Raw genomic sequence first — 19139 nt, forward strand, 5'->3', positions numbered from 1 at the left:
CTACCTACGGCGCGGGGCGTCTGCGCCGGCCGGGAACGCACCCAGGACCACATCGGGTGCATCCCGACCCCGCACACTGGCCTCCCCCAGCCCCGACCACAACACCCCCGGCGGCCAACTCACCAACCGGAACGGCCAACTCACCCACACCGCCGGCGAGTTGGCCGTTCCGGTGCGTGAGTTGGTGACCGGCGGCTTCGGGTCCCCGGGGCGGGCGATGATCGACTGGGCCGGCGTCGTCTACCGTAAGGGCGCGACGGGCTACCGTCCGTGGTGCTCCGACGGCGATGGCAAGGCGGCTGGTGAAGGAACGCGAGTTGCGGCGCCGCTGCAGGCGGCTGCTGAACGAACTGGGCATCCGGCCGCCGCTCGACGTCCTCGAGCTGTGCCGCAGCGTCGGTCACCAGCGCGGCCGCCCGATCCGGCTGATCCCGCACCGGATCCCGGTGCCGGGGCCGTTCGGGGCCTGGATCGCCACCGGCCAGGCCGACTACATCGTCTACCAGCAGGACACGAGCAAGGCCCACCAGCGCCACATCATCCTGCACGAGCTGGGCCACCTACTGGCCGGCCACGGCCCCACCGAGGAGAACCCCGGCCTGGTGGCGCAGCTGGCGCCGGGCCTGGAACCGGAGGCGGTCCGGCGGGCCCTGCTGCGCACCTCCTACGACACCGACCACGAGCGGGAGGCCGAGACGGTGGCGACGATCATCCTGGAGTGGGCCTCGGTCCTCGATCGGGTCGCCACACCGTCGTCGGACGAGCACGCCGCGCGGCGGATCGACGCTGCCCTGGACGAACGGCTCGGCTGGCTGTGAGCAGCAAGGTCACGCTGATCGTCGTGCAGGGCGTCATCCTGTTCCCCGCGCTGCTGTGGAAGAGCTACCAGCTGACCCGGGCGCCGGGCGACGTGGCGCGCTGGATGGTCACCGCCTGCCTGGCCTGCTTCGCGGCCGCCTACCCGCTGGGCCTCCTGGCCGGAGACGTCAACCAGCCGGACCCCGGGCGGATCGTGCCGCTGCTGTTCCAGCACGTGTTCCTCTGCGGGCTGGTCTTCTCGCTGGCGTGTTTCTTCCTGTTCTCGGCCCTGCCGGCCGCCCGGGCCCGGCGGCGGGCCCGGCTGGAACTGATCCCGCCGGCCGTCGCGATCCTGGTGATGGCGACCGTCACGGTGCTGATGCCGGACGTCCCGCCGGCGCAGTACCCCCGTGCCGGGGTTTCGGTCTTCTACCTCGCGGCCGACCTGTACCTCACGTACGGCATCGCGAGTGCCTGTTTCTTCGCCCGGCGCTACGCCCGCGGGGCGGCACCGCGGCTGGCCCGCGGGCTGTCGGTGGCGTCGGCGGGGTTCGCGATCGGCGCCCTGGGCGGGGCGACCCTGATCGCGGTGGTGCTGGTGCACTGGGCGGGCGCGGCGATCCCCTGGCTGCTGGTGCAGGCGACGGTCTGGCTGGTGTTCCCGAGCGCGATCCTGCTCGTCGTCGGCCTGTCCTACCCCGGCGTCGCCACCCGCCTGGCGGCGGCCCGCGTGTGGTGGCAGCACCTGCGGACGTACCACCGGCTCCGTCCGTTGTGGACACAGCTGCACGAGGCGTTCCCGGCGGACGCGCTGAGCCGGACCCCGCTGGGCCGGTGGGACACGCTGAGCGTGCTGGGCGTGCACCGCCGTTATTACCGGCGGGTGATCGAATGCCGGGACGGGCTGGTCCGGATCAGCCCGTACGTCGCCCGCTTGGACGGCCCGTTGCCGGATCGGCTCACGGAGGCGCTGCGCGCACACGCCCGCCGGGAACCGGCCCCGGAGGAGCCGATGCCACTGGCCATCCCGGACGGCGGCAGCCTGGACGAGGACGCCCGCGAGCTGGTCACCTTGTCCGAGTCCCTGAAAGCGGCGGCCGCCTGACCTCAGGAGACCGGGTGGTCACGGGCGGACCGGGCCGCGGGCACGATCGCGATGAGGATTCCGGCGACGGCGATGGTCAGGGTCGCGCGCGTCCCCACCGACTCGGCGAAGACGCCCGCGGCCAAGGCGCCGAGTGGCATGGTTCCCCAGATGAGCACGCGCATGCTCGTGTGGACGCGGCCGCGCAGTGCGTCCGGGGTGAGTCGCTGGCGGCGGGTCATCACGATCACGTTGTAGGTCGTGCCGCCGGCGGCGTGGATGACGATGCCCGTTGCGGCCAGGAGCAGGCCGATCGGACCCGGCTGGGCGAGCGGGAGCAGCAGGTGCGGTGGCCAGGTCAGCACCGGCACCAGCCAGTTGGCGCGAGCCGTTCCGATGCGGCGGGTCCAGCGGCCGGTCGTCGCGGCGCCGATGACGCTGCCCACACCCGACAAGGCCAGCAGGACGCCCGCACCCGCCGCGTCCAGGTGCAGGTCGTGCGTGAAGAACAGGACTTCCATGGAAATGATGCCGGCGGTGAAGAACGCCGCGACGGAACTCGCGACGGCCAGCAGGCGGAGCTGGCGGTGACCGGCGATGTAGCGGAGGCCCTCGGCGATCTCGGTGCGTAGCCGCACCTCCCGCGGCCGCGGTGGGATCGGCGGCACGTCGGCCCGGACGCGCGACAGGAGCGCGGCCGAAGCCAGGTAGCCCGCCCCGGTGAGCAGCAGCCCGGAGGCGGCACCGATCACGCGGGTGAGCAGGCCGCCGATGCCGGGCCCGGCGGCCGCGGCGACCGACAGGGTGATCTGCAGGCGCGCGTAGCCGGCTTCCAGGTTCTCCAGCCCGATCACCACCGGCAGGTACGCCTGATAGGCGGCGTCGAAGAACACGGTCGCGACGCCGACGAGCACAGCCGTGACGAGCAGCTGCGGAAAGTCCAGCACACCGGTCCAGCCCGCGACCGGAAGCCCGAAGAACAGCAAGGCCCGGACGAGATCAGCGCCGACGAGCACCGCGCGGCGGCGGCGGGTCCGGTCGATCCAGGCACCGGCGGGCAGGCCGATGACCAGGAACGCCACGGTCTCCGCCGCGGTGAGCAGTCCCATCTGCAACGGAGTGGCGCCGAGGGTGGTCGCGGCGAGCAGGGGCACCAGCGCGGTCGCGGCGGCGGTACCCAACTGGGAGGCGGCGTCCGCGGTCCACAGGAACCGGAACGCGCGATGCCCGCGCAGCCCGGCCGCCGACGCCGACACGTCCGGCGAGGCGTCGGTCATGGGCCCGGCTTCACCGACGCGACCACCCGGCCGGGTGGTGGACGCCGATCCGCGTGGTAGGGCAGGACGACGGCATACCGGTCGTCCAACCGCAGGGCGAGCTGGTGAGCCGCCAGCTGGTCGAGGAGATCCGCCGCGGCCCCGCCCGCCGGCGGCCGGTCCGTGCCGGCCAGGGTCCGGAAGGTGCCGACCCAGCCGGCTTCGACGTGGACGCGGTTGATCGGCCCGCCCGGGCGGGTGTCGTGGATGAGGACGAACCCCGGGCCGTACCGGTAGGTGCAGCTGCCCACGTCGTGAGCTTCACGCCAGCGGCGACCGAGTTCCCCGTCGCCCCGCGGTGGCGGCAGATGCCACAAAGCGCGTTCGGGAACGGTGTCCGGCAACGACTCCCGCAAGGTCCAGTCCACCGGAACGAACGCCGCCGCCGCGGCGGCGAGCAAACGCACCATCGTCGCGTCGCGGTGCGCGGAATCGCCGAAGGCGAACGGCTCCGGCAGCCGCAACTGCTGCGCACGCCCCGCCAGTTCGGCCACGACCCGCAGTGCGGCGTCGGGATCGGCCTCGATTCGGCCGAAGCCGAGTTCGACCGTTTCGGGCCACGCCGGGTGCGGAGCGGACAGGGTACGCATGGAACTCCTTCTCAGGCGGACGGCGCGAGAACCGGCAACGGCACCTGGGTCTTCCGCGCCACGGTGGGCGAGGTGGCCAGGGTGATCCACAAAGTGCCATCGGTGAAGACCAGACCGGCTTCCTCGAGCCGGCGAAGCCAGTGGCCGAAGTCGTCCGGGTCCCATTCGTGGTTCTGTTCGGCAAGCACCCGGAGCGGGGCGCGGCCGGTTTCCAGTGCCCGCCAGGCCGCGATTTCACGCGGGTGCTCGAGCACGTGGTCGGCCGGTGCCCAGCCGTGGCGCCGGTCCCGGATCACCACGACGTCGCCGATGGTGCGGGCGATCAGTGCACTTCCCGCACCGCCCGCAGTCCAAGCGGCCAGCGCGTCGATCAGTGGCGTGACCTCCTCGGCCGTGAGTCCCTGGTCCGGGGTGTCGAAGGAGTAGACGAGCTCGGCGAGCCGCGCCGGGTCGTCGATGTCGTGGACGAGGCGCGCCCCCGCCGCCGGGCGTCGCTGGGTGAAGCCCTGCCGCGGGTCGTCGAAGTTCGGCGAAAACCGTTGCAGCGCGATCCGTGCCGCACCACTGGGCGGTTGCAGGTGCACCAGGGCGGGCAGCTGGGCCACGACCGCGGCGTAGTCCGCCAGGCGCTCGCCCGGAAACCCGTACAACCAGTTCCAGGTGATGTTGAGCCCGGCCGAGGCACCGTCGCGCAGCATCCGCACGTTGTGCGCCCCGCGGACACCCTTGCGCATCCGCTGCAGGACGTCGTCGACCAGGCTCTCGACGCCGGGCTGGACGTCCCACACGCCGGCCGCCCGCAGCGCGGCCACGTCCTCGATCTGCGCGTTGGCCTTGATCTCGTAGTGGATGCGCAGGTCGTGGCCGCTGTCGGCCAGCTCCGGCAGTGCCGACCGGTAGTACTCGTTCGGCAGGATGTTGTCGATCGTGGTGACGTCGAGGATCCGGTGCCGGCGCACCAGCCCGAGCAGCTCGTCCACAAAGGACTGGGCGGGCTTGGCCCGGTACGTCATCGCGGTGCCGTTGAGGCCGCAGAAGACGCAGTGGTGTTTCTCCCCCCACCAGCAGCCGCGGGAGGACTCCACGACCAGCTCCGGTTCGACGCGGGCCGCGACGGAAGGGGGAACGGCGGCGAACCAGTCGTCGTAGTCCGGCGTCGTGATCGACGTCGGCGAGACCAGCCGGGACGGGCACGGACTGACCCGGGTGGCGCCGACGTCGTCGCGCCAGCACAGCTGGGGCACGTCGTCGAGGCCGTCGCGGGTTCCGGTCGCGTGGCATTCGGCGAGGGCCGTAAGCAGTTTCGGGAAATTCACGTCGGCCTCGCCGCGCAGGACGTAGTCGACGAACGGGTACTCCCGGTGCAGCGCCACGCCCATCGGGCCGTCGGTCGAGTAACCCCCGACCAGGATCTGCACGCCGGGGCGCCGGTCCTTGATCCGCCGGGCCACCGCCAGGCTGGCGATGGTCTGGCTGAAGGTCGCGCTGAAGCCGACCAGTTCCGGCTCGTGGGCGAGAATCGCGTCGGCGGCCTGATCGGCGAATTCGTCCGCGAGCTCACGAACCGCCGCGGCGATGCGGAAGGGCAGGCCGGCGCGGCGGGCCAGATCCCGCATGCCCGCATAGCCGAAATCAGGTCCGTTGAGCGCGCCCGCAAAGGTCCATTCGCCGAGCGAATGGTGGAACCCGGTGTCCGCCAGTTCCGCGTAATCGCCCACGGTCAGGCCGGCCCGCAGCATCATGTCGGCGAAGGCGAGACTGCCGTGGTAGGAAACCGGGACCGGAAATCCCTCCCGGGCGCACGCCGCGCGCAGTACGCCGAGCGCGAGGGAGGGGCGGTGCAGCGAGTGCCACGGCATCGACACCAGGCAGGTGCGGGGGACGTGCCCGCGGGACATCGAAACGCCTGTTCCGCCGGTCAGCGCGGTTTCGCGGCGACGTCGGCCTTCTCGGCTTCGTTGTACATGGTCACACCGCGGCCGGTGCCGCCGTGTTCGTCACGCTCGGCCAGGGGCGTCACGGTGAGCGCCGGACCCTGCGCGACATTGAACCTGACGCCGCGGTCGGCGCCGGGACGATCATCGGATTCCGCGAGATTCGTTACCGTGAGCGCGGCAGCGGGTGTGGATTTCATCTGCTTCCCCTCGTTTCGATACGAATTCCGAAAACCTGGTGACGCACCGACGAAGCCGTCCGGCGGCGTGCCGCAGCTACAGGGTAATTCCCGCCGACCTTGTCGGTAAAGCGCTTCCTCGACCGAGAATCTTTGGAGATCACCGGCGACTTCATCCACTTTCGCCGCAACAGATGATCAGCGGCCGAGCCACGGAGCGAGCAGCTTCTCCAGATCGGCATCCGAAAGCGCCCGCGGCCCACCATGGAACTCGTGCCACCGCGAAGCGTCCCGCGCCGCGTTGTATTCCACCTCGTACGCCCGCATCAGCACGTACATGAACGTCACCGAGCTGAACCGATCACCGAGCAGCGTCCGGGCTTCGCGAGCGACCTGCGTCGCGCCGCACACGTCCGCCAGCTTCAACGATTCCGCAGCCGGGTCCAGCAGGGTGGGCGCATACATCACGACGATTTCTCCATAACCGAAACGAAACTCAGCCTTCAGTGGCCGACAGGCCACAGGCCGCGGCGATCTCCCGGCCGCGCGTGTCCCGCACCGTGCACGCTACTCCCCCGGCGTTCAGAGGCCACGCTCAGGCGATCTCCGGCGCCGACCCGATCCAGGACGGCGCGCCCAGGTCCTTGTCCGCGACGACGAACTTCTTCCGCATCTCGTCGATGAGCGCGTCGACCTCGTCGGTCGTGCGGCGCATCAGCTCGTCCGCCTTCCGGAGGAAGCTGTAGAGCGTGCCGTAGAAGCCGCCGGCGTCGAGGCTTTCGGTGCCGTTGTCACCGAGCACCTCGACCATCTTGTCGGCGATCACGAAGGGGGCCATCGGACCGGCGGTCACCAGGTCCACGATGCCCCGGTAGGTCTTCCAGCCGGTGGACAAGCCTTGTGCCACTTCGGCTTCGGCGTCGAACTTTTCGAGCTGGTCCACGCACGCGCCCATCAAGCTGTTCAGGTTGTACCGCGCACCGTGGATGATCGCGCCGAACCGGGTGAGCGACTCCGCCAGCACGGTCAGTGCCGACGCGCGGAAGTTTTCGTACCACTCGTTGATGGTCGAACAGCGCGCCTGCGCGTCGTGCGGCACCGAACCGGGCGGCCCGCTCCAGTGGCCGCCCCACCACCCGTTGCCCAGCTGCACCGGTTCGAGCCGGCCGTACTCGGACAGCGCCCGGCCGGAAGCGCGGGCGTTCTCGAGCGCGTCGCCCGCGCGCTGGATCCAGCCACCGTTCTGGAGCTTGAGCGCATCCGGGTGGTCCCGGTCGGCGTAGCCCTTGACCTTGCCGACGTCCTGGCCGGTGAGGATCTCCGCGTGGCTGAAGAACTCGCCCACACTGAGGTCACGGCTGCCGTCGCCGTGGACCGAGCCCTGCATGATCGGGTGAAGCGTGCAGTACGCGACCGACCACCCGGCGTTGTCCATGGCCGAGCGCAGCTCCGTCGGCTCGTAGATCGGGTCGTCGAACTGGGCCCACCTCGGCCCCCACGGCGGCCCGTCGGTGTTGACGACGCTCAACGCCTTCAGCATTCCGTGCAGGGCCGGTGCGTAACCGTTGCGAAAGACCGGATCGAGATCGGCGACCGGGCCGCCGTCGTCCGCCGTGTACCACCGCTGGGCCATGTCGTCCCCCTAGCCCGGATTCAGCTTCTTGGCGATCGCGTTGAGGGCCTGCACGTTCTGCGCCTCGGTTCCCTCGTACGCGTCGGCGGACTGGAGCATCCGGTCGCGCAAGCCGTTGAGGAACTGGATGAATTCACCCTCCTCGTCGACGAAGTCCGTCACCTTGAGCGCGAATTCGTGCGCGAACCGGAGGAGCCCTTCCTGGAACTGCCCGGTCTTCCCCCAGCCACCCTGCAGCACGCCCTGTTCGGCTTCGGTCGCGACGTCCCGGAGCAGGCGGTGGCCCGCGTGCAGGTAGTCGATCACCCCGCCGCCGTCGCCGAGACCGTCGCCACCGAGCACACTCGTGCCGAACCTGCGCAGTTCCGGTATGTCCACGACAAGGTCCACGAGATCCCCCGTCCGTGCGTGTTTCCCCGAATCAGCAGCCTAACTCCTGAATGGGTCAGTTCGCACGGTTTCGCCCGATCCGGGCTACCGAGGGCCCCTGGCGGGCGGACCGGTGTACCGAGCTCCGCCGAAGGCGAGAATCAGGTAGCCGATGATGGAGAACAGGAACAGCCCGAAGAAGCCGAAAACCCCGCTCTTGCCGAACGCCTTCGCGACGTCGACCGAAACGACGATCGCGACGACCAGGTTGACCAGCGGGATCAGCAGCAGGAGCAGCCACCACCCGGAGCGACCGGCGATCTTCAGCAGGGTGTAGGCGTTGTAGATCGGGATGATCGCCGCCCAGCCGGGCCGTCCGGCCTTGGTGAAGACCTTCCACAGCGCGATGATCGTGAGCACGGCGAAGATCAGGCCCGAACCGAACCCGAGTCCGAGACCGAAGACGGACGACGAATGGTGATCGTTCATGAAGCAGGAGCGTCCTTTCCGGACTGGCAGTCTTGACGGGTGACTCTAGCGTCGGCCGAACTGACGCGCCCGGGTTCGCCTGCCGGTGACCCGCCGTCGCACCGTCCCCGCGATCAGGTCCTGGCGAGAAGCCGGTCGAGCACCCGGTCGAGGCCGAAGACGAACAGCTCGTCGTCCGGCCACCCGGCATCGACGAACCCGGACGTGCTGAGCGTCGGGTAGCGCTCGGCGGAATCGAGGATGTACGCGCGGACCTTGGCGATCGCGGCCGGGTCGTCCAGCCGGCGCCAGGTGGCGTCCGCCATGGACGCGCCGAGCACGAAGCCGGCAAGGGTGCGGGTCGCGGCCGCGAGTTCCAGCCCGGCCAGCCCGGCCTGGACGAGCTTCGCCTGGATGAACTCGGTACGCGCCAGCACGTGGGGTCCGAGAAGCGGGCGGCCGAGCAGAGCGGGCGACCATGGATGGGCGAGCATCGCGGCGCGCCAGCCGACGAGCAGCGTCCGGAGTCCGGCCCGGGGCTCCGAGCCGGGCGGGGGCACCGGTACTTCGCCGACGACGTGGTCGAGCGCGAGGTCGAGCAGGTCTTCCTTCGTCGCGACGTGCCAATAGAGCGCGGTGGAAGTCACCTCGAGCCGTTCGGCGAGCTTGCGCATCGTCAGCCGTTCCGCTCCCACCGCGTCGAGTTCGGCAATCGCCGCGGTGATGATCCGCTCCAGGGTGAGCGGTGTGTTCCGCCTCGGCGGTCGCGGCGGCTCGTCGCGCAGCCAGAAGACGTCGTCGGTCATGACCGGTCACCTTACCCGCCAACACTTGACTTATCGTCGGTAAGTTAATATAACATCGATAAGTCAAGCCCGCGAGTGATCGAAGGTCCCCGTGAAATCCGAAGACGTACCGAATCGGTGGTTCGCGCTCGTCGTGTTGAGCCTGGCGCAGCTGACGGTCATCCTGGACTCGACGATCGTCACCATCGCCCTGCCGGCCACCCAGCACGACCTGGCTTTCTCCGACGACAACCGCCAGTGGGTCGTCACCGGCTACGCCGTCGCCTTCGGCAGCCTCCTGCTCCTCGGCGGCCGCCTCGGCGACCTCTACGGCCGCAAACGGCTGTTCGTCATCGGCATGCTCGGCTTCGCGGCCGCCTCCGCCCTCGGCGGCGCCGCGGACGGGTTCACCCTCCTGCTGATCGCCCGCATCGCCCAAGGCGCCTTCGCCGCCGTCCTCGCCCCCGCCGCACTGGCCATGGTCTCGGTGACCTTCGCCGGCAACGCCGCCGAACGCGGCCGCGCCTTCGGCGTCTTCGGCGCCATCTCCGGCGCCGGCGGCGCACTCGGCCTGCTCCTGGGCGGCGTCCTCACCCAGAACCTGTCCTGGCGGTGGTGCCTCTACGTCAACGTCGTCATCGTCGCGATCGCGATCGCCGGCGCCCTCGTCTTCCTCGTCGACCGCGCCCGCCCGGAACGGACCCGGCTCGATGCCGCGGGCACCGTCCTCGCCCTGCTCGGCCTGTTCGGGATCGTCTACGGCCTCGGCAACGCCGCCACCCGCGGCTGGACCGACCCGTGGACCCTCGGCCCGACCGTGTTCGGCGTGCTGCTCGTCATCGCGTTCGTCGTGGTCGAACGCCGCGTCCGGGACCCCCTGCTGCCGCTGTCGGTGGTCCTGGACCGCGACCGCGGCGCCTCCTACCTGACGATCGGGATCTCCGGCACCGGCGGCTTCGCCGTGTTCCTGTTCGTCACCTACTACCTCGCCGACACCCTGAAGTTCACCCCGGTGCAGAGCGGCCTGGCGTTCCTGCCCATGGTCGTCCTGGTGATGGCCGGCGCGGTCGTCTCCGGCGCGGTGCTGCTCCCCCGCGTCGGCCCCCGCCCGATCGTCCCGATCGGCAGCCTCCTCGCCGCGGCGGGCATGGTCCTGCTCACCGGCATCGACGCGGACTCGACCTACGCCGGAGGCGTGCTTCCGGGCCTGCTCGTCATCGGTCTCGGTCTCGGCATGGTCTTCGGACCGGGACAGAACGCGGCCACCAGCGGCGTCCGGCCGCACGAAACCGGCGTGGCGTCCGCGATGGCCAACATCACCCAGCAGGTCGGCGGCTCGATCGGGCTGGCCGTGTTCAGCTCCCTCGGCGCGACCGCCACCACGAGCTACCTCACCACCCACGCCGCGGCCGCCGGCGACCCCGCCACGATCGCGCAAGCCACGTTCGCCGGCTACCACTTCGTGTTCTGGATCGCCGCCGCGCTGTTCCTCGCCGGCGCCCTGGTCTCGGCCGGGCTCTTCCGCAGTGGCCCACTGACCGTCGCCCCCGACGCCGTGCTCACCCACTGACCCGAGTCGACTACACGAAGCAAGTTCCCCACAGCCGCAACGTCTGACAGGAGACGATCACCGTGAAAGCAGCGCAGTTCAACCAGTACGGCGGCCCCGAAGTCCTGCAGCTCGTGGACCTGCCCGACCCGCACCCCGGCCCCGGCCAGGTCCGGATCAAGGTCAGCGCGGCCGGGATCAGCGCCAGCGACACGAAAATCCGCCGCGGCGAACTCAGCTTCGGCGCCACGCTCCCCCAGACGACCGGCGCCGACGTTGCCGGCATCGTCGACGAAATCGGCGACGGCATGACCGACCGGGTCCGCGCGCTGGCCCCCGACGGCGTCGACGTCGCCCTCGACGTCGCCGGAAACGGCGTGCTCCCCGAGCTCATCGCCCTCGCCGGCGGGGAAGCGAAGAACGTCATCACCGTTGCCGACTTCGCCGGCGCCGAAGCGCACGGCGTCCACTTCAGCAACGGATTCGCCGACGGCAACGCCTTCCACGCGCTGGCCACCATCGGCGAACTCGTCGAAGCCGGCAAGTTCTGGCTCCCGGTCGAGCGGACTTTTCCCTTGGCCGACATCGCCGAAGCCCACCACGCGAGCGAGACCGGCCACGTCCGCGGCCGCCTGGTCCTCATCATCAGCTGAAAGATTTCCCATGAGCGCCAACAAATCCGCACCGCCGAACTCCTGGGCGCTCGTCACGGGTTCGACAAGCGGGATCGGCCGCGAGACCGCCCTGAAACTGGCCGAAGACGGCTACTCGATCGTGGTCTGCGGCCGTCCGCCGGCGGCCGGGCAGTCGCCCTCAACGTCAAAGCGCCCTACCTGCTGACCGGGGCGTTCGCTCCGGCCATGGCGGAACGCGGCCGCGGCGCGATCGTCGACGTCGGCAGCTTTAGCCGGCCGCGGCGCCCAGCCCGAAGAAGTCGCCGAAGCCATCCGGTTCCTGGTCTCACCGCGGGCGTCCTACATCCACGGCGCCGTGCTCTCAGTCGACGGCGGCAAGAACACGGTGGTCACCATGAGCTCGGTCGGTTCGGCTGGATGAGGCATTCAATTTCCGTGGTTCAGCGGATAAGCTCTCTCTGAGAGCGCTTCCAGAACCGGCCCGATCCACACCGCTGACCGCTGTGCCATCCCATCGCCTGTTCTCGGAGGAACGCAGAATGCGCACCATCCGCCGATCCCGGCTGACCGTCGCCGCCGGTGTCTTGACCGTTGCGGCCGCCGCCGTCACCGTTGGCGCCGTTCCCGCTGCCCGAGCCGCGGCGGGCTGCCGGGTCGACTACACGATCGCCAGCCAGTGGCAGGGCGGCTTCAGCGCGAACGTCGACGTCGGCAACCTCGGCGATCCGGTCGCGAGCTGGCAGCTGACCTGGACGTTCACCGCCGGTCAGCGCGTCACCCAGCTCTGGAACGGCACCGTCGCCCAGTCCGGCGACCGGGTGACCGTCGGCAACGCCGCCTGGAACGGCTCCCTCGGCACCGGCGCAAGCACCCGGCTCGGGTTCACCGGCTCGTTGATCGGCTCCGCCAACCCGATACCCACCGGCTTCGCCGTCAACGGCACCCCGTGCAACGGCCCCGTGCCCCCGACGACGACCACGTCGCCACCACCACCGGCGGACGCGCTGGCCAGGGCGCACACGGTGGGCCGGGTGAAGCCCACAGCAGGTGCGGCGCAGTACACCTGGCCCGGCATCTACTTCGAGGGCCGCGTCCGCGGCACCGGCGTGGACATCGTGCTCAACGACGCCCAGAACGACTACGACATCCAGGTCGACGGCACCACGGTCGCCACGCTGGTCACCCCCGGCCGCACCACGCGCCAGATCCGCGGGCTCACCGACGCCGAACACACCGTGCGGCTGGTCAAACGGACCGAAAGCCCCTGGGTCGCCGGCGAGTTCGGCGGTTTCGCCGCGGCACCCGGCGGCGAGATCCTCGCGAAGCCCGCCGCCCGCACCCGGCAGATCGAGTTCATCGGCGACTCCCTGACCGCGGGCTACGGCGACCTCTCCACCACCCGCGACTGTTCGGCCAACGGCGGAATCGACCGCAACACGAACACCGACATCAGTTACGGCGCCCTCGCCGCCCGCGGCCTGAACGCCGACTACCAGGTCAACGCGTACTCCGGCCGCGGCATGGTGCGCAACTACAACGGCGGCGATCCCGGGACCGACTTCCGCACCTACTACGACCGCACGCTGCAGAACGTTTCCGGCGACGTGTGGCACAACCCCGCCACGTGGCGGCCGCAGCTGGTAGTGGTCGCTTTGGGCACCAACGACTTCAGCACTGCACTCCACTCGGGCGAGCCCTGGACCGCCGACAGCCTGATCGCCGCGTACCAGGGCGCCTACCAGGGATTCCTCGACAAGCTCCGCGCGCAGTACGGCGCCGGCACGATCATCGTCGTCGGCGCGACGAACCTGTTCGCCGGCCAGGCTCAGCAGGTCGTCACCGATCGCAACGCCCGCGGCGACAGCCGGGTCCGGTTCTGGAACTTCGACGATCCGCGACTGGACCACCTCGGATGCGACTGGCACTTCTCCCGCAACGACCACCGCATCATCTCCGGGCTGCTGGCCGACTACATCGCCACCCTCCCGCTCACCTGGTGAGGCGGACACGCCTCACGCACCACACCGGGACAGCGCGTCTACCGAAGGTTGCCTGATGGCGAGCCGCGCCACCTGGCGCCCGTCGCCGGCCTCGCGAGTCATAAGGTTAAGAGCGATCAAGCCAAGGAGCGAGCAGCTTCTCCAGATCAGCGTCCGACAACGCACGCGGCCCACCGTGGAACTCGTGCCACCGCGACGCATCACACGCCGCGGTGTACTCCACCTCGAACGCCCGCATCAGCACGTAAATGAACGTCACCGAGCTGAACCGCTCACCGAGCAACGTCCGCGCCTCGCGAGCGACGTCCGTCGCACCGGTGAAATCCGCGAGCCGCAGCTCCTCCGCAGCCGGATCCAACAGGCTGGGGGCATACATCACGACAAACACTCCATCATCGAAACCAACAACTCAGCCTTCAGCAGCCAGCTGGTCACACGCCGCGGCGATCTCCTGGCCCCGGGTATCCCGGACCGTGCACGCCACACCGCCGGCGTTCACCAGGCGCACGAACCCAACATCGACGAGCTCGCCTGGGCCAGAGGCTGCATCGACGCGGTGTCGGTGCGGTCGAAAAGGGGGGGCGAGCTGACCGGCCGCAGCCCCACTGACCGGGGTAAAGCCGGCTCCGAGTACCACGTTCTGTGCGACGCGAACGGGCCACCGCTGCACATCATGTTGTCGGCGGCAAACACCCACGACAGCATGCTGTTCGAGCCGCTGCCGGACACGAACCCGACCGTGCGCGGCCACCACGGCCGGGCGGGCCGGCCACGATGCCGACCGGACAAGCTGCACGCCGACAAGGGCTACGACTACCGCCGCTGCCGCCGCTACCTGACCCGCCGCGGTATCAAGGTCCGTATCGCCCGGCGCGGGATTGAGGGCAAGTCCCGCCTCGGCCGGGTCCGCTGGGTCGTCGAACGCACCATCTCCTGGCTGTTGCGGTGCAAACGCCTCGGGCTGCGCTACGACCGGACCGAACGCACCACGCTGGCGCTACTCACGCTGGCCTGCACCGTGATCAACGTCCGCCGGCTCATAAAGATCGAGCTCTGCGACCAGGTCTAACGCATCCGTTCACTCGTTTGGGATACATCGCGGGTCGGCACGGGGCCCCCGTCACCACGAGGGAGACCGATCTCCTGGAGGAGGCTGCAGCCGCGTTGCTGACGGCACCATCGACGGGGATGAACGAGCACTCTCGTCGGGAAGTGATCAGCCATCGGTGGGGCCGCCTCTTCAGAGGCGTTCGATGCGGTCGGCCTGCGGGCCCCGGTCGCTCTGACGCACCGCGTACCGGACCCGGTCACCCTTCTGCAGCGGCTCCGACCCCATGATCACGGACGCGTGGGCGAAGAGATCGTCGCCGCCTGCGTCCGGGGTGATGAAGCCGAAGCCGCGGTCGCCGTCGTAGCGCGCGACGACGCCCTCGCCGCCTCGTACGGGCACGTCCCGCGCCGCCGGCCCTGCGGCCGCGGCAGGTGCCGGCCGCTGCGGCGCCGTCTGGGGCTCGGCGCCCCGGACCAGGTGCACGTCGCGGGCCTGCGGGCCCTTGTCTCCACTAGCCACCTCGTAGGCGACGCGGTCGCCCTCCGCGAGCCACGTCAGCCCCTCGGCCAGGGCCCGGGCGTGAACGAAGACGTCCCCGGCGCCGGAGTCGGGGTTGATGAAGCCGAAGCCCTTGTCCTCGTCGTACCAGGCCACCGTGCCGTCGGCACCGTCCGCGATACCAGCCGCAGCGGGTGAGCCGGCCCCTGCTCCCAGCGGGATCACGTGCCCGGCCTGCGGGCCGCGCTCGCCTTCGACGATCAGGAAGGCCACCCGCTGCCCCTCGGTGACCACGCCGCCGGTCACGATGGCGGAGCTGTGCACGAAGATGTCGGCGCCGCCGCCGTCCGGCGACGCGAAGCCGTACCCCTTGCCCGGCTCGTACCAGTTGATGGTGCCGAGCAGGCCCACGGCGCTGCCGGTGGCCGCATCGGCGGTGACGCGAACGAGCAGCGCCTGGGGTCCGCGGTCGTTCTCGCCGACCTCGAACACGACGGCCTGGCCCTCGCGGAGCACTTTCGCGCCGCCGTCCCCGACGATCTCGGAGGCGTGCACGAACACGTCCGGCGAGCCGTCCTCGGGCGCGAGGAAGCCGAAACCCCGTTCGGCGTCGAACCAACGGACAGTCCCTTGCGGCATCAAAGACTCCAGATCGAGAGGGCGGACACTGGCCCCCAGTCTCTCTGACAGACCTCCGGTCCGTCGGGCCGGGCCCACAGGCGGGCGGTGCGGAGCCAGGGGCGGGCCGTTGGTTCACCTAGCGACACGCCGAGGTTTGAGACCAGGTCTTAGCGCACTCGCCGCCGCCTACGGCGTAGCCGCCACCATCCAGCCGCATCTCGCGACAACCATGCACCGCGCTGAACCTGGATTGTCGCCACGATACGTACTGTCGCCATTACCGGACGCAGTATTGCCGCCGGCCGCCGGGTCAAGCCTGCTCTCGAAGCCGGGTCGAACAAGTGGCAGCCAGACACGCTCAGGTGCCGGGCGGTGTCCAGCTGTTATGGGTTCGAGCCGACGAGGTCGCGGGCACCCACCTCAGGCGGCCGATCAGCGATCAAGCCACGGAGCAAGCAGTTTCTCCAGGTCAGCGTCCGACAGCGCCCGCGGCCCACCATGGAATTCATGCCACCGCGACGCATCCCGCGCCGCGGTGTACTCCACCTCGAACGCCCGCATCAGCACATACATGAACGTCACCGAGCTGAACCGCTCACCGAGCAGCGTCCGCGCCTCACGAGCAACCTCGGTCGCACCACGGCCGACCACATCCGCGAGCCGCAGCTCCTCCGCGGCCGGATCCAACAGGCTGGGGGCATACATCACGACAAACACTCCACCATCGACACGAACAAATCTCAGCCTTCAGCCGCCAGCTGACCACAGGCCGCGGCAATGTCCTGGCCACGGGTGTCCCGGACCGTGCACGCGACCCCACCAGCGTTCACCAAGCGAACGAACTCCCGCTCCACCGGCTTCGGCGACGCGTCCCACTTCGAACCCGGCGTCGGGTTCAGGGGAATGACATTGACATGCACGAGCTGACCCAGGTGCTTCCGCAGCCGCTTCGCGAGCAACTCCGCCCGCCACGGTTGATCATTGATGTCCCGGATCAACGCGTACTCGATCGACACCCGCCGACCCGACGTATCCGCGTAATACCGCGCCGCCGACAGAACCTCGTCCACCGACCAGCGCTCGTTCACCGGAACCAACGTGTCCCGCAGCTCATCGTCCGGAGTGTGCAGCGAAACCGCCAACCGCACCTGCATCTTCTCATCTGCCAGCTTCCGGATCGCCGGCGCCAAACCCACCGTCGACACCGTCACCGAACGCTGACCGATCCCCAGACCACCCGGCGCGGGATCCGTGATCCGCCGCACCGCCGCCACCACACGCTTGTAGTTGGCCAGCGGCTCACCCATGCCTACCGTTTTACAAACCACAGCGATTGACGTCTATGCAGGTCAGAACACCGCTGCGCACGCCTGTGTTCCTCGTCACCCTGGAGCGCGCCGACCCGTGTCCGAGGTCGACCACCCCGAAGCGGCGGCTTCGGAGACCGGGCTCACTTCCCAAGGTGTCGGCCAGCCTGCTCACGGATGCAGCCCGTCGACACCGACCATGTGCTGGCCCAGCCGCCGTCGCCGACGCAGACCCGTGCCCCGCTGCTGTTGGACCAGTCGACCGCCCGCTTCACCTGCAAAGTTCGACGCCGAGCCGTGCAGCCTGCTCACGAAGGACCAGATCGCCGCCGTGGTGGCCATCCTCCCGCCGAGGTGCAGCCGTTCAGGAAACCGCCGCGCCCCGTTCGGCGGCTCGTGGATCGAATCGATAGGCGCGAACACGACCGTCTCCAAACGGCCGGGAAGATACGCACCCTCACCGCGCTGTCGGCCTCACCGGCACCGACAGCAGACGAGCTGGAGCCGTGGACCCAGACGTCGATCGATGCTCTGCCCACGATCGTCTACCGCCAGCGCGGCAACCCGCCCGACTGCTCGAAATCGGTCCAAGTCACCGACCAGCAGATGCTCACCTTCCAGATCATCGAAGATGATCTGGCCAAGAACTACCGGGCTAACAACCCTTACAGCGGCGGTGCGAAGATGGCCGAAGCTGTGACCGGCAACCACCGCCAGCCCTGACCCGACGATCGCTGACCCCCGGGACACACAATTCCCCCGCCGCAGTGCTCACAGCACACTTGAACGTCCTCTTCTGCCGATGATCAGACGTTCAGCGCCGCCGTGAGCGTCCTTGGACGTCAACATCAGCGGCACCCAGGAACCGGATCGGCTCGTGCTTCGAGAGGCTGCTGAAGCAGGGGCCGCAGCTTGACGACATGGCTCCCCAGCCCGACGACGGCGCCTGAACAGTCGAGGCGCGCACGGCCGCGCCGTCGCCCGGCTACAAGCTGATTTGGGGCGTCTCCCACAACACCCGCCGCATCTACTCACTGGCCGAGGCAGAGAAACGCTGGACTACAAGCCGCTGGAGAACGCCGAGGTTCTTCGCCGAGTAGATGGCCGGCATGCCCGCGCCGCCCTGATGCGGTGGCCAAGTACGCAGGCGGCGGTCTCTGCACTTCCTCGCTGGGCGCGTTCAATCCGCTCTGACTCGTGGTTGACTTGGCCCATGCAGATGATCGAACGCCCGTGGGGCGTGACGGTGCACGGTGCCGCGAGCGTCAAGGCGGCCCCGGACCTGGTGCGGGCGCGATTCAAGGTCGTGTGCCTGGAGCAGAAACCGTCGGACGCCTTCGAGTCCGCGGGGCTGGCCGTGCACGAGATCCGCTCGACGCTCCGGCGACACAACGTCCCGGACGCCGGCGTCGAGAGCTCGCGGATCGAACTCGGGGGCAAGTGGGAGTACGGCCAGCAGCGGAAGTTCCTGGGCTATGAGAGTTCGGCGTCGTTCGTCGTGGAGTCGGCGGCGCTGGACGATCTGCCATCGCTGCTGACAGACCTGGTTTCCGCAGGCGCGAACGAGATCGAGGGTGTCGACTTCGACGTCCGGGACAAACCGGCTCTCCGTGCCCGGGCCCGGCGCGAGGCGGTCGCGGCGGCCAGGGCGAAGGCCGAACTCTACGCCGAGGCGGCTGGTGTCCGGCTGGGCGCGGTGGTGCACATCGATGACGTCAACCCGGACGAGAGGCCGCAGTACCGCGGTCATGGGACCGGGGGCGCCGCCACGGCGGAAGACCTGGCCCCTGGGCACGTGGTGGTGTCGACGGCTGTGGTGCTCGGGTTCGGCATCGTGCCCGCGTAAGAAAGGACTTGTGAGCGTCTAAGGTCGTTAGAACCGCCCCGCAACGCTCACGTGTCTTTCGACGATCATGGGGGTCATGACGGACGAGGTGGTGTCAGGCCTGCCGCCGGGGAGCCGTTGTTCGCCAGCCGCGGCGAAGATCTGACACGGCTGCTCGAATTTCTCGCTCCGGACACGACCGCCACTGTCGCCGCAGTGAGCGGGATAGCCGGGATAGGGCAAGACCGAACGCTCGGGTGCACAGCCGTCACGATCGGTTCTTCCCGGTCGGGAACGCGAGGCGCTCGTGCGGGAGATCCCCGGCGCGGTTGCTCGTGCTCGACCAGGCCTCCACCGCGATCCCCGACGCGGCCGCGGCTGACGTCGCCGCGGCGATGCTCGCGCTGTAGACGGCCGTAGACCGCGTGGGCAACGGGTAGCCACTGATCACGCGTTGCCGACGCGCGCTCATAGCCGCTGAGCGAGCATTGTCGGGC

At 69.7% G+C, this 19139-nt stretch carries 21 protein-coding genes and 4 pseudogenes; 10 read left to right on the plus strand and 15 right to left on the minus strand.

What is annotated here, in order from left to right:
- Positions 1-302: 302 nt before the first annotated feature.
- Both ACLJQF_RS31730 and ACLJQF_RS31735 read left to right on the plus strand, forming a co-directional pair.
- A complete protein-coding gene (locus tag ACLJQF_RS31730) occupies positions 303-818 on the plus strand; it encodes an ImmA/IrrE family metallo-endopeptidase (protein ID WP_410614151.1) in 516 nt (171 codons plus the stop codon).
- Positions 815-1903: an MAB_1171c family putative transporter gene (locus ACLJQF_RS31735; protein WP_410614010.1), complete on the plus strand. Its 1089-nt coding sequence runs from the start codon at positions 815-817 to the stop codon at positions 1901-1903. Before ACLJQF_RS31730 ends, ACLJQF_RS31735 begins: the two co-directional genes overlap by 4 nt.
- 2 nt (positions 1904-1905) lie before the next feature.
- Here ACLJQF_RS31735 and ACLJQF_RS31740 read toward each other — a convergent pair whose 3' ends face one another.
- From ACLJQF_RS31740 to ACLJQF_RS31780, 9 genes are all read right to left on the minus strand, one after another.
- Positions 1906-3159, minus strand: coding sequence for an MFS transporter (locus ACLJQF_RS31740; RefSeq protein ID WP_410614011.1), 1254 nt, complete (start codon positions 3157-3159; stop codon positions 1906-1908).
- On the minus strand, positions 3156-3788 hold the full coding sequence (locus ACLJQF_RS31745) for a DUF5825 family protein (protein WP_410614012.1): 633 nt from the start codon (positions 3786-3788) through the stop codon (positions 3156-3158). The genes ACLJQF_RS31740 and ACLJQF_RS31745 overlap by 4 nt, the downstream gene beginning before the upstream one ends.
- A gap of 11 nt (positions 3789-3799) precedes the next feature.
- Positions 3800-5686: a RiPP maturation radical SAM C-methyltransferase gene (locus ACLJQF_RS31750; RefSeq protein WP_410614013.1), complete on the minus strand. Its 1887-nt coding sequence runs from the start codon at positions 5684-5686 to the stop codon at positions 3800-3802.
- Positions 5687-5706: 20 nt separating this feature from the next.
- Complete coding sequence (locus tag ACLJQF_RS31755; protein WP_410614014.1) at positions 5707-5922, minus strand: hypothetical protein; 216 nt, start codon at positions 5920-5922, stop codon at positions 5707-5709.
- A gap of 177 nt (positions 5923-6099) precedes the next feature.
- Complete coding sequence (locus tag ACLJQF_RS31760) at positions 6100-6366, minus strand: hypothetical protein (protein WP_410614152.1); 267 nt, start codon at positions 6364-6366, stop codon at positions 6100-6102.
- A gap of 130 nt (positions 6367-6496) precedes the next feature.
- A complete protein-coding gene (locus ACLJQF_RS31765) occupies positions 6497-7534 on the minus strand; it encodes a hypothetical protein (protein ID WP_410614015.1) in 1038 nt (345 codons plus the stop codon).
- 9 nt (positions 7535-7543) lie between these two features.
- Positions 7544-7912 (minus strand): hypothetical protein, encoded by a 369-nt coding sequence (locus tag ACLJQF_RS31770; protein WP_410614016.1) that lies wholly within the window; start codon positions 7910-7912, stop codon positions 7544-7546.
- 96 nt (positions 7913-8008) lie between these two features.
- Positions 8009-8392, minus strand: coding sequence for a DUF5684 domain-containing protein (locus tag ACLJQF_RS31775; RefSeq protein WP_410614017.1), 384 nt, complete (start codon positions 8390-8392; stop codon positions 8009-8011).
- Between the two features lie 113 nt (positions 8393-8505).
- Entirely contained in the window at positions 8506-9177 is a 672-nt protein-coding gene (locus ACLJQF_RS31780) for a TetR/AcrR family transcriptional regulator (RefSeq protein WP_410614018.1), read from the minus strand.
- Positions 9178-9268: 91 nt separating this feature from the next.
- Here ACLJQF_RS31780 and ACLJQF_RS31785 point away from each other — a divergent pair, with 91 nt between their 5' ends.
- From ACLJQF_RS31785 to ACLJQF_RS31805, 5 genes and pseudogenes are all read left to right on the plus strand, one after another.
- Positions 9269-10726, plus strand: coding sequence for a DHA2 family efflux MFS transporter permease subunit (locus tag ACLJQF_RS31785; RefSeq protein WP_410614019.1), 1458 nt, complete (start codon positions 9269-9271; stop codon positions 10724-10726).
- A 62-nt stretch (positions 10727-10788) separates the two neighbouring features.
- On the plus strand, positions 10789-11358 hold the full coding sequence (locus ACLJQF_RS31790) for a zinc-binding dehydrogenase (protein ID WP_410614020.1): 570 nt from the start codon (positions 10789-10791) through the stop codon (positions 11356-11358).
- A gap of 10 nt (positions 11359-11368) precedes the next feature.
- Positions 11369-11545, plus strand: coding sequence for an SDR family NAD(P)-dependent oxidoreductase (locus ACLJQF_RS31795; protein WP_410614021.1), 177 nt, complete (start codon positions 11369-11371; stop codon positions 11543-11545).
- 51 nt (positions 11546-11596) lie between these two features.
- Positions 11597-11761, plus strand: a pseudogene (locus tag ACLJQF_RS31800) (SDR family oxidoreductase); the annotation flags it as partial.
- Between the two features lie 118 nt (positions 11762-11879).
- On the plus strand, positions 11880-13340 hold the full coding sequence (locus ACLJQF_RS31805) for a cellulose binding domain-containing protein (protein WP_410614022.1): 1461 nt from the start codon (positions 11880-11882) through the stop codon (positions 13338-13340).
- Positions 13341-13446: 106 nt separating this feature from the next.
- Here the strand turns inward: ACLJQF_RS31805 and ACLJQF_RS31810 are convergent, their stop codons facing one another.
- Positions 13447-13716: a hypothetical protein gene (locus tag ACLJQF_RS31810; protein ID WP_410614153.1), complete on the minus strand. Its 270-nt coding sequence runs from the start codon at positions 13714-13716 to the stop codon at positions 13447-13449.
- Positions 13717-13833: 117 nt separating this feature from the next.
- Here ACLJQF_RS31810 and ACLJQF_RS31815 point away from each other — a divergent pair.
- Positions 13834-14409, plus strand: a pseudogene (locus ACLJQF_RS31815) (IS5 family transposase); the annotation flags it as partial.
- A gap of 171 nt (positions 14410-14580) precedes the next feature.
- Here the strand turns inward: ACLJQF_RS31815 and ACLJQF_RS31820 are convergent.
- From ACLJQF_RS31820 to ACLJQF_RS31835, 4 genes and pseudogenes are all read right to left on the minus strand, one after another.
- Positions 14581-15300: a cold-shock protein gene (locus ACLJQF_RS31820; protein WP_338000728.1), complete on the minus strand. Its 720-nt coding sequence runs from the start codon at positions 15298-15300 to the stop codon at positions 14581-14583.
- Between the two features lie 30 nt (positions 15301-15330).
- A pseudogene (locus tag ACLJQF_RS31825) lies at positions 15331-15528 on the minus strand (cold-shock protein); the annotation flags it as partial.
- Between the two features lie 414 nt (positions 15529-15942).
- Entirely contained in the window at positions 15943-16218 is a 276-nt protein-coding gene (locus ACLJQF_RS31830; RefSeq protein ID WP_364274381.1) for a hypothetical protein, read from the minus strand.
- A 32-nt stretch (positions 16219-16250) separates the two neighbouring features.
- Positions 16251-16823: pseudogene (locus ACLJQF_RS31835) on the minus strand (radical SAM protein); the annotation flags it as partial.
- Between the two features lie 171 nt (positions 16824-16994).
- Between ACLJQF_RS31835 and ACLJQF_RS31840 the strand changes: the two are divergent.
- A complete protein-coding gene (locus ACLJQF_RS31840) occupies positions 16995-17540 on the plus strand; it encodes a hypothetical protein (RefSeq protein ID WP_410614023.1) in 546 nt (181 codons plus the stop codon).
- A 490-nt stretch (positions 17541-18030) separates the two neighbouring features.
- A complete protein-coding gene (locus ACLJQF_RS31845; protein WP_410614024.1) occupies positions 18031-18663 on the plus strand; it encodes an SIMPL domain-containing protein in 633 nt (210 codons plus the stop codon).
- 247 nt (positions 18664-18910) lie between these two features.
- On the opposite strand, the gene ACLJQF_RS31850 is transcribed toward ACLJQF_RS31845, so the two are convergent.
- Positions 18911-19114 carry a hypothetical protein gene (locus tag ACLJQF_RS31850; protein ID WP_410614025.1) on the minus strand — a complete coding sequence of 68 codons (204 nt, stop codon included), beginning with the start codon at positions 19112-19114 and terminating at the stop codon, positions 18911-18913.
- Between the last annotated feature and the right edge of the window lie 25 nt (positions 19115-19139).

This window comes from Amycolatopsis sp. lyj-109 (assembly GCF_046548995.1).
Lineage (GTDB): Bacteria > Actinomycetota > Actinomycetes > Mycobacteriales > Pseudonocardiaceae > Amycolatopsis.

Excerpts from the sequence above, each read along its gene's own strand:
- ACLJQF_RS31740 (WP_410614011.1), bottom strand. The coding sequence starts at position 3,159 with ATGACCGACGCCTCGCCGGACGTGTCGGCGTCGGCGGCCGGGCTGCGC.
- ACLJQF_RS31745 (WP_410614012.1), bottom strand. The coding sequence starts at position 3,788 with ATGCGTACCCTGTCCGCTCCGCACCCGGCGTGGCCCGAAACGGTCGAA.
- ACLJQF_RS31750 (WP_410614013.1), bottom strand. The coding sequence starts at position 5,686 with ATGTCCCGCGGGCACGTCCCCCGCACCTGCCTGGTGTCGATGCCGTGG.
- ACLJQF_RS31755 (WP_410614014.1), bottom strand. The coding sequence starts at position 5,922 with ATGAAATCCACACCCGCTGCCGCGCTCACGGTAACGAATCTCGCGGAA.
- ACLJQF_RS31760 (WP_410614152.1), bottom strand. The coding sequence starts at position 6,366 with ATGTATGCGCCCACCCTGCTGGACCCGGCTGCGGAATCGTTGAAGCTG.
- ACLJQF_RS31765 (WP_410614015.1), bottom strand. The coding sequence starts at position 7,534 with ATGGCCCAGCGGTGGTACACGGCGGACGACGGCGGCCCGGTCGCCGAT.
- ACLJQF_RS31775 (WP_410614017.1), bottom strand. The coding sequence starts at position 8,392 with ATGAACGATCACCATTCGTCGTCCGTCTTCGGTCTCGGACTCGGGTTC.
- ACLJQF_RS31780 (WP_410614018.1), bottom strand. The coding sequence starts at position 9,177 with ATGACCGACGACGTCTTCTGGCTGCGCGACGAGCCGCCGCGACCGCCG.
- ACLJQF_RS31795 (WP_410614021.1), top strand. The coding sequence starts at position 11,369 with ATGAGCGCCAACAAATCCGCACCGCCGAACTCCTGGGCGCTCGTCACG.
- ACLJQF_RS31805 (WP_410614022.1), top strand. The coding sequence starts at position 11,880 with ATGCGCACCATCCGCCGATCCCGGCTGACCGTCGCCGCCGGTGTCTTG.
- ACLJQF_RS31810 (WP_410614153.1), bottom strand. The coding sequence starts at position 13,716 with ATGTATGCCCCCAGCCTGTTGGATCCGGCTGCGGAGGAGCTGCGGCTC.
- ACLJQF_RS31840 (WP_410614023.1), top strand. The coding sequence starts at position 16,995 with ATGCAGCCCGTCGACACCGACCATGTGCTGGCCCAGCCGCCGTCGCCG.
- ACLJQF_RS31845 (WP_410614024.1), top strand. The coding sequence starts at position 18,031 with ATGCAGATGATCGAACGCCCGTGGGGCGTGACGGTGCACGGTGCCGCG.
- ACLJQF_RS31850 (WP_410614025.1), bottom strand. The coding sequence starts at position 19,114 with ATGAGCGCGCGTCGGCAACGCGTGATCAGTGGCTACCCGTTGCCCACG.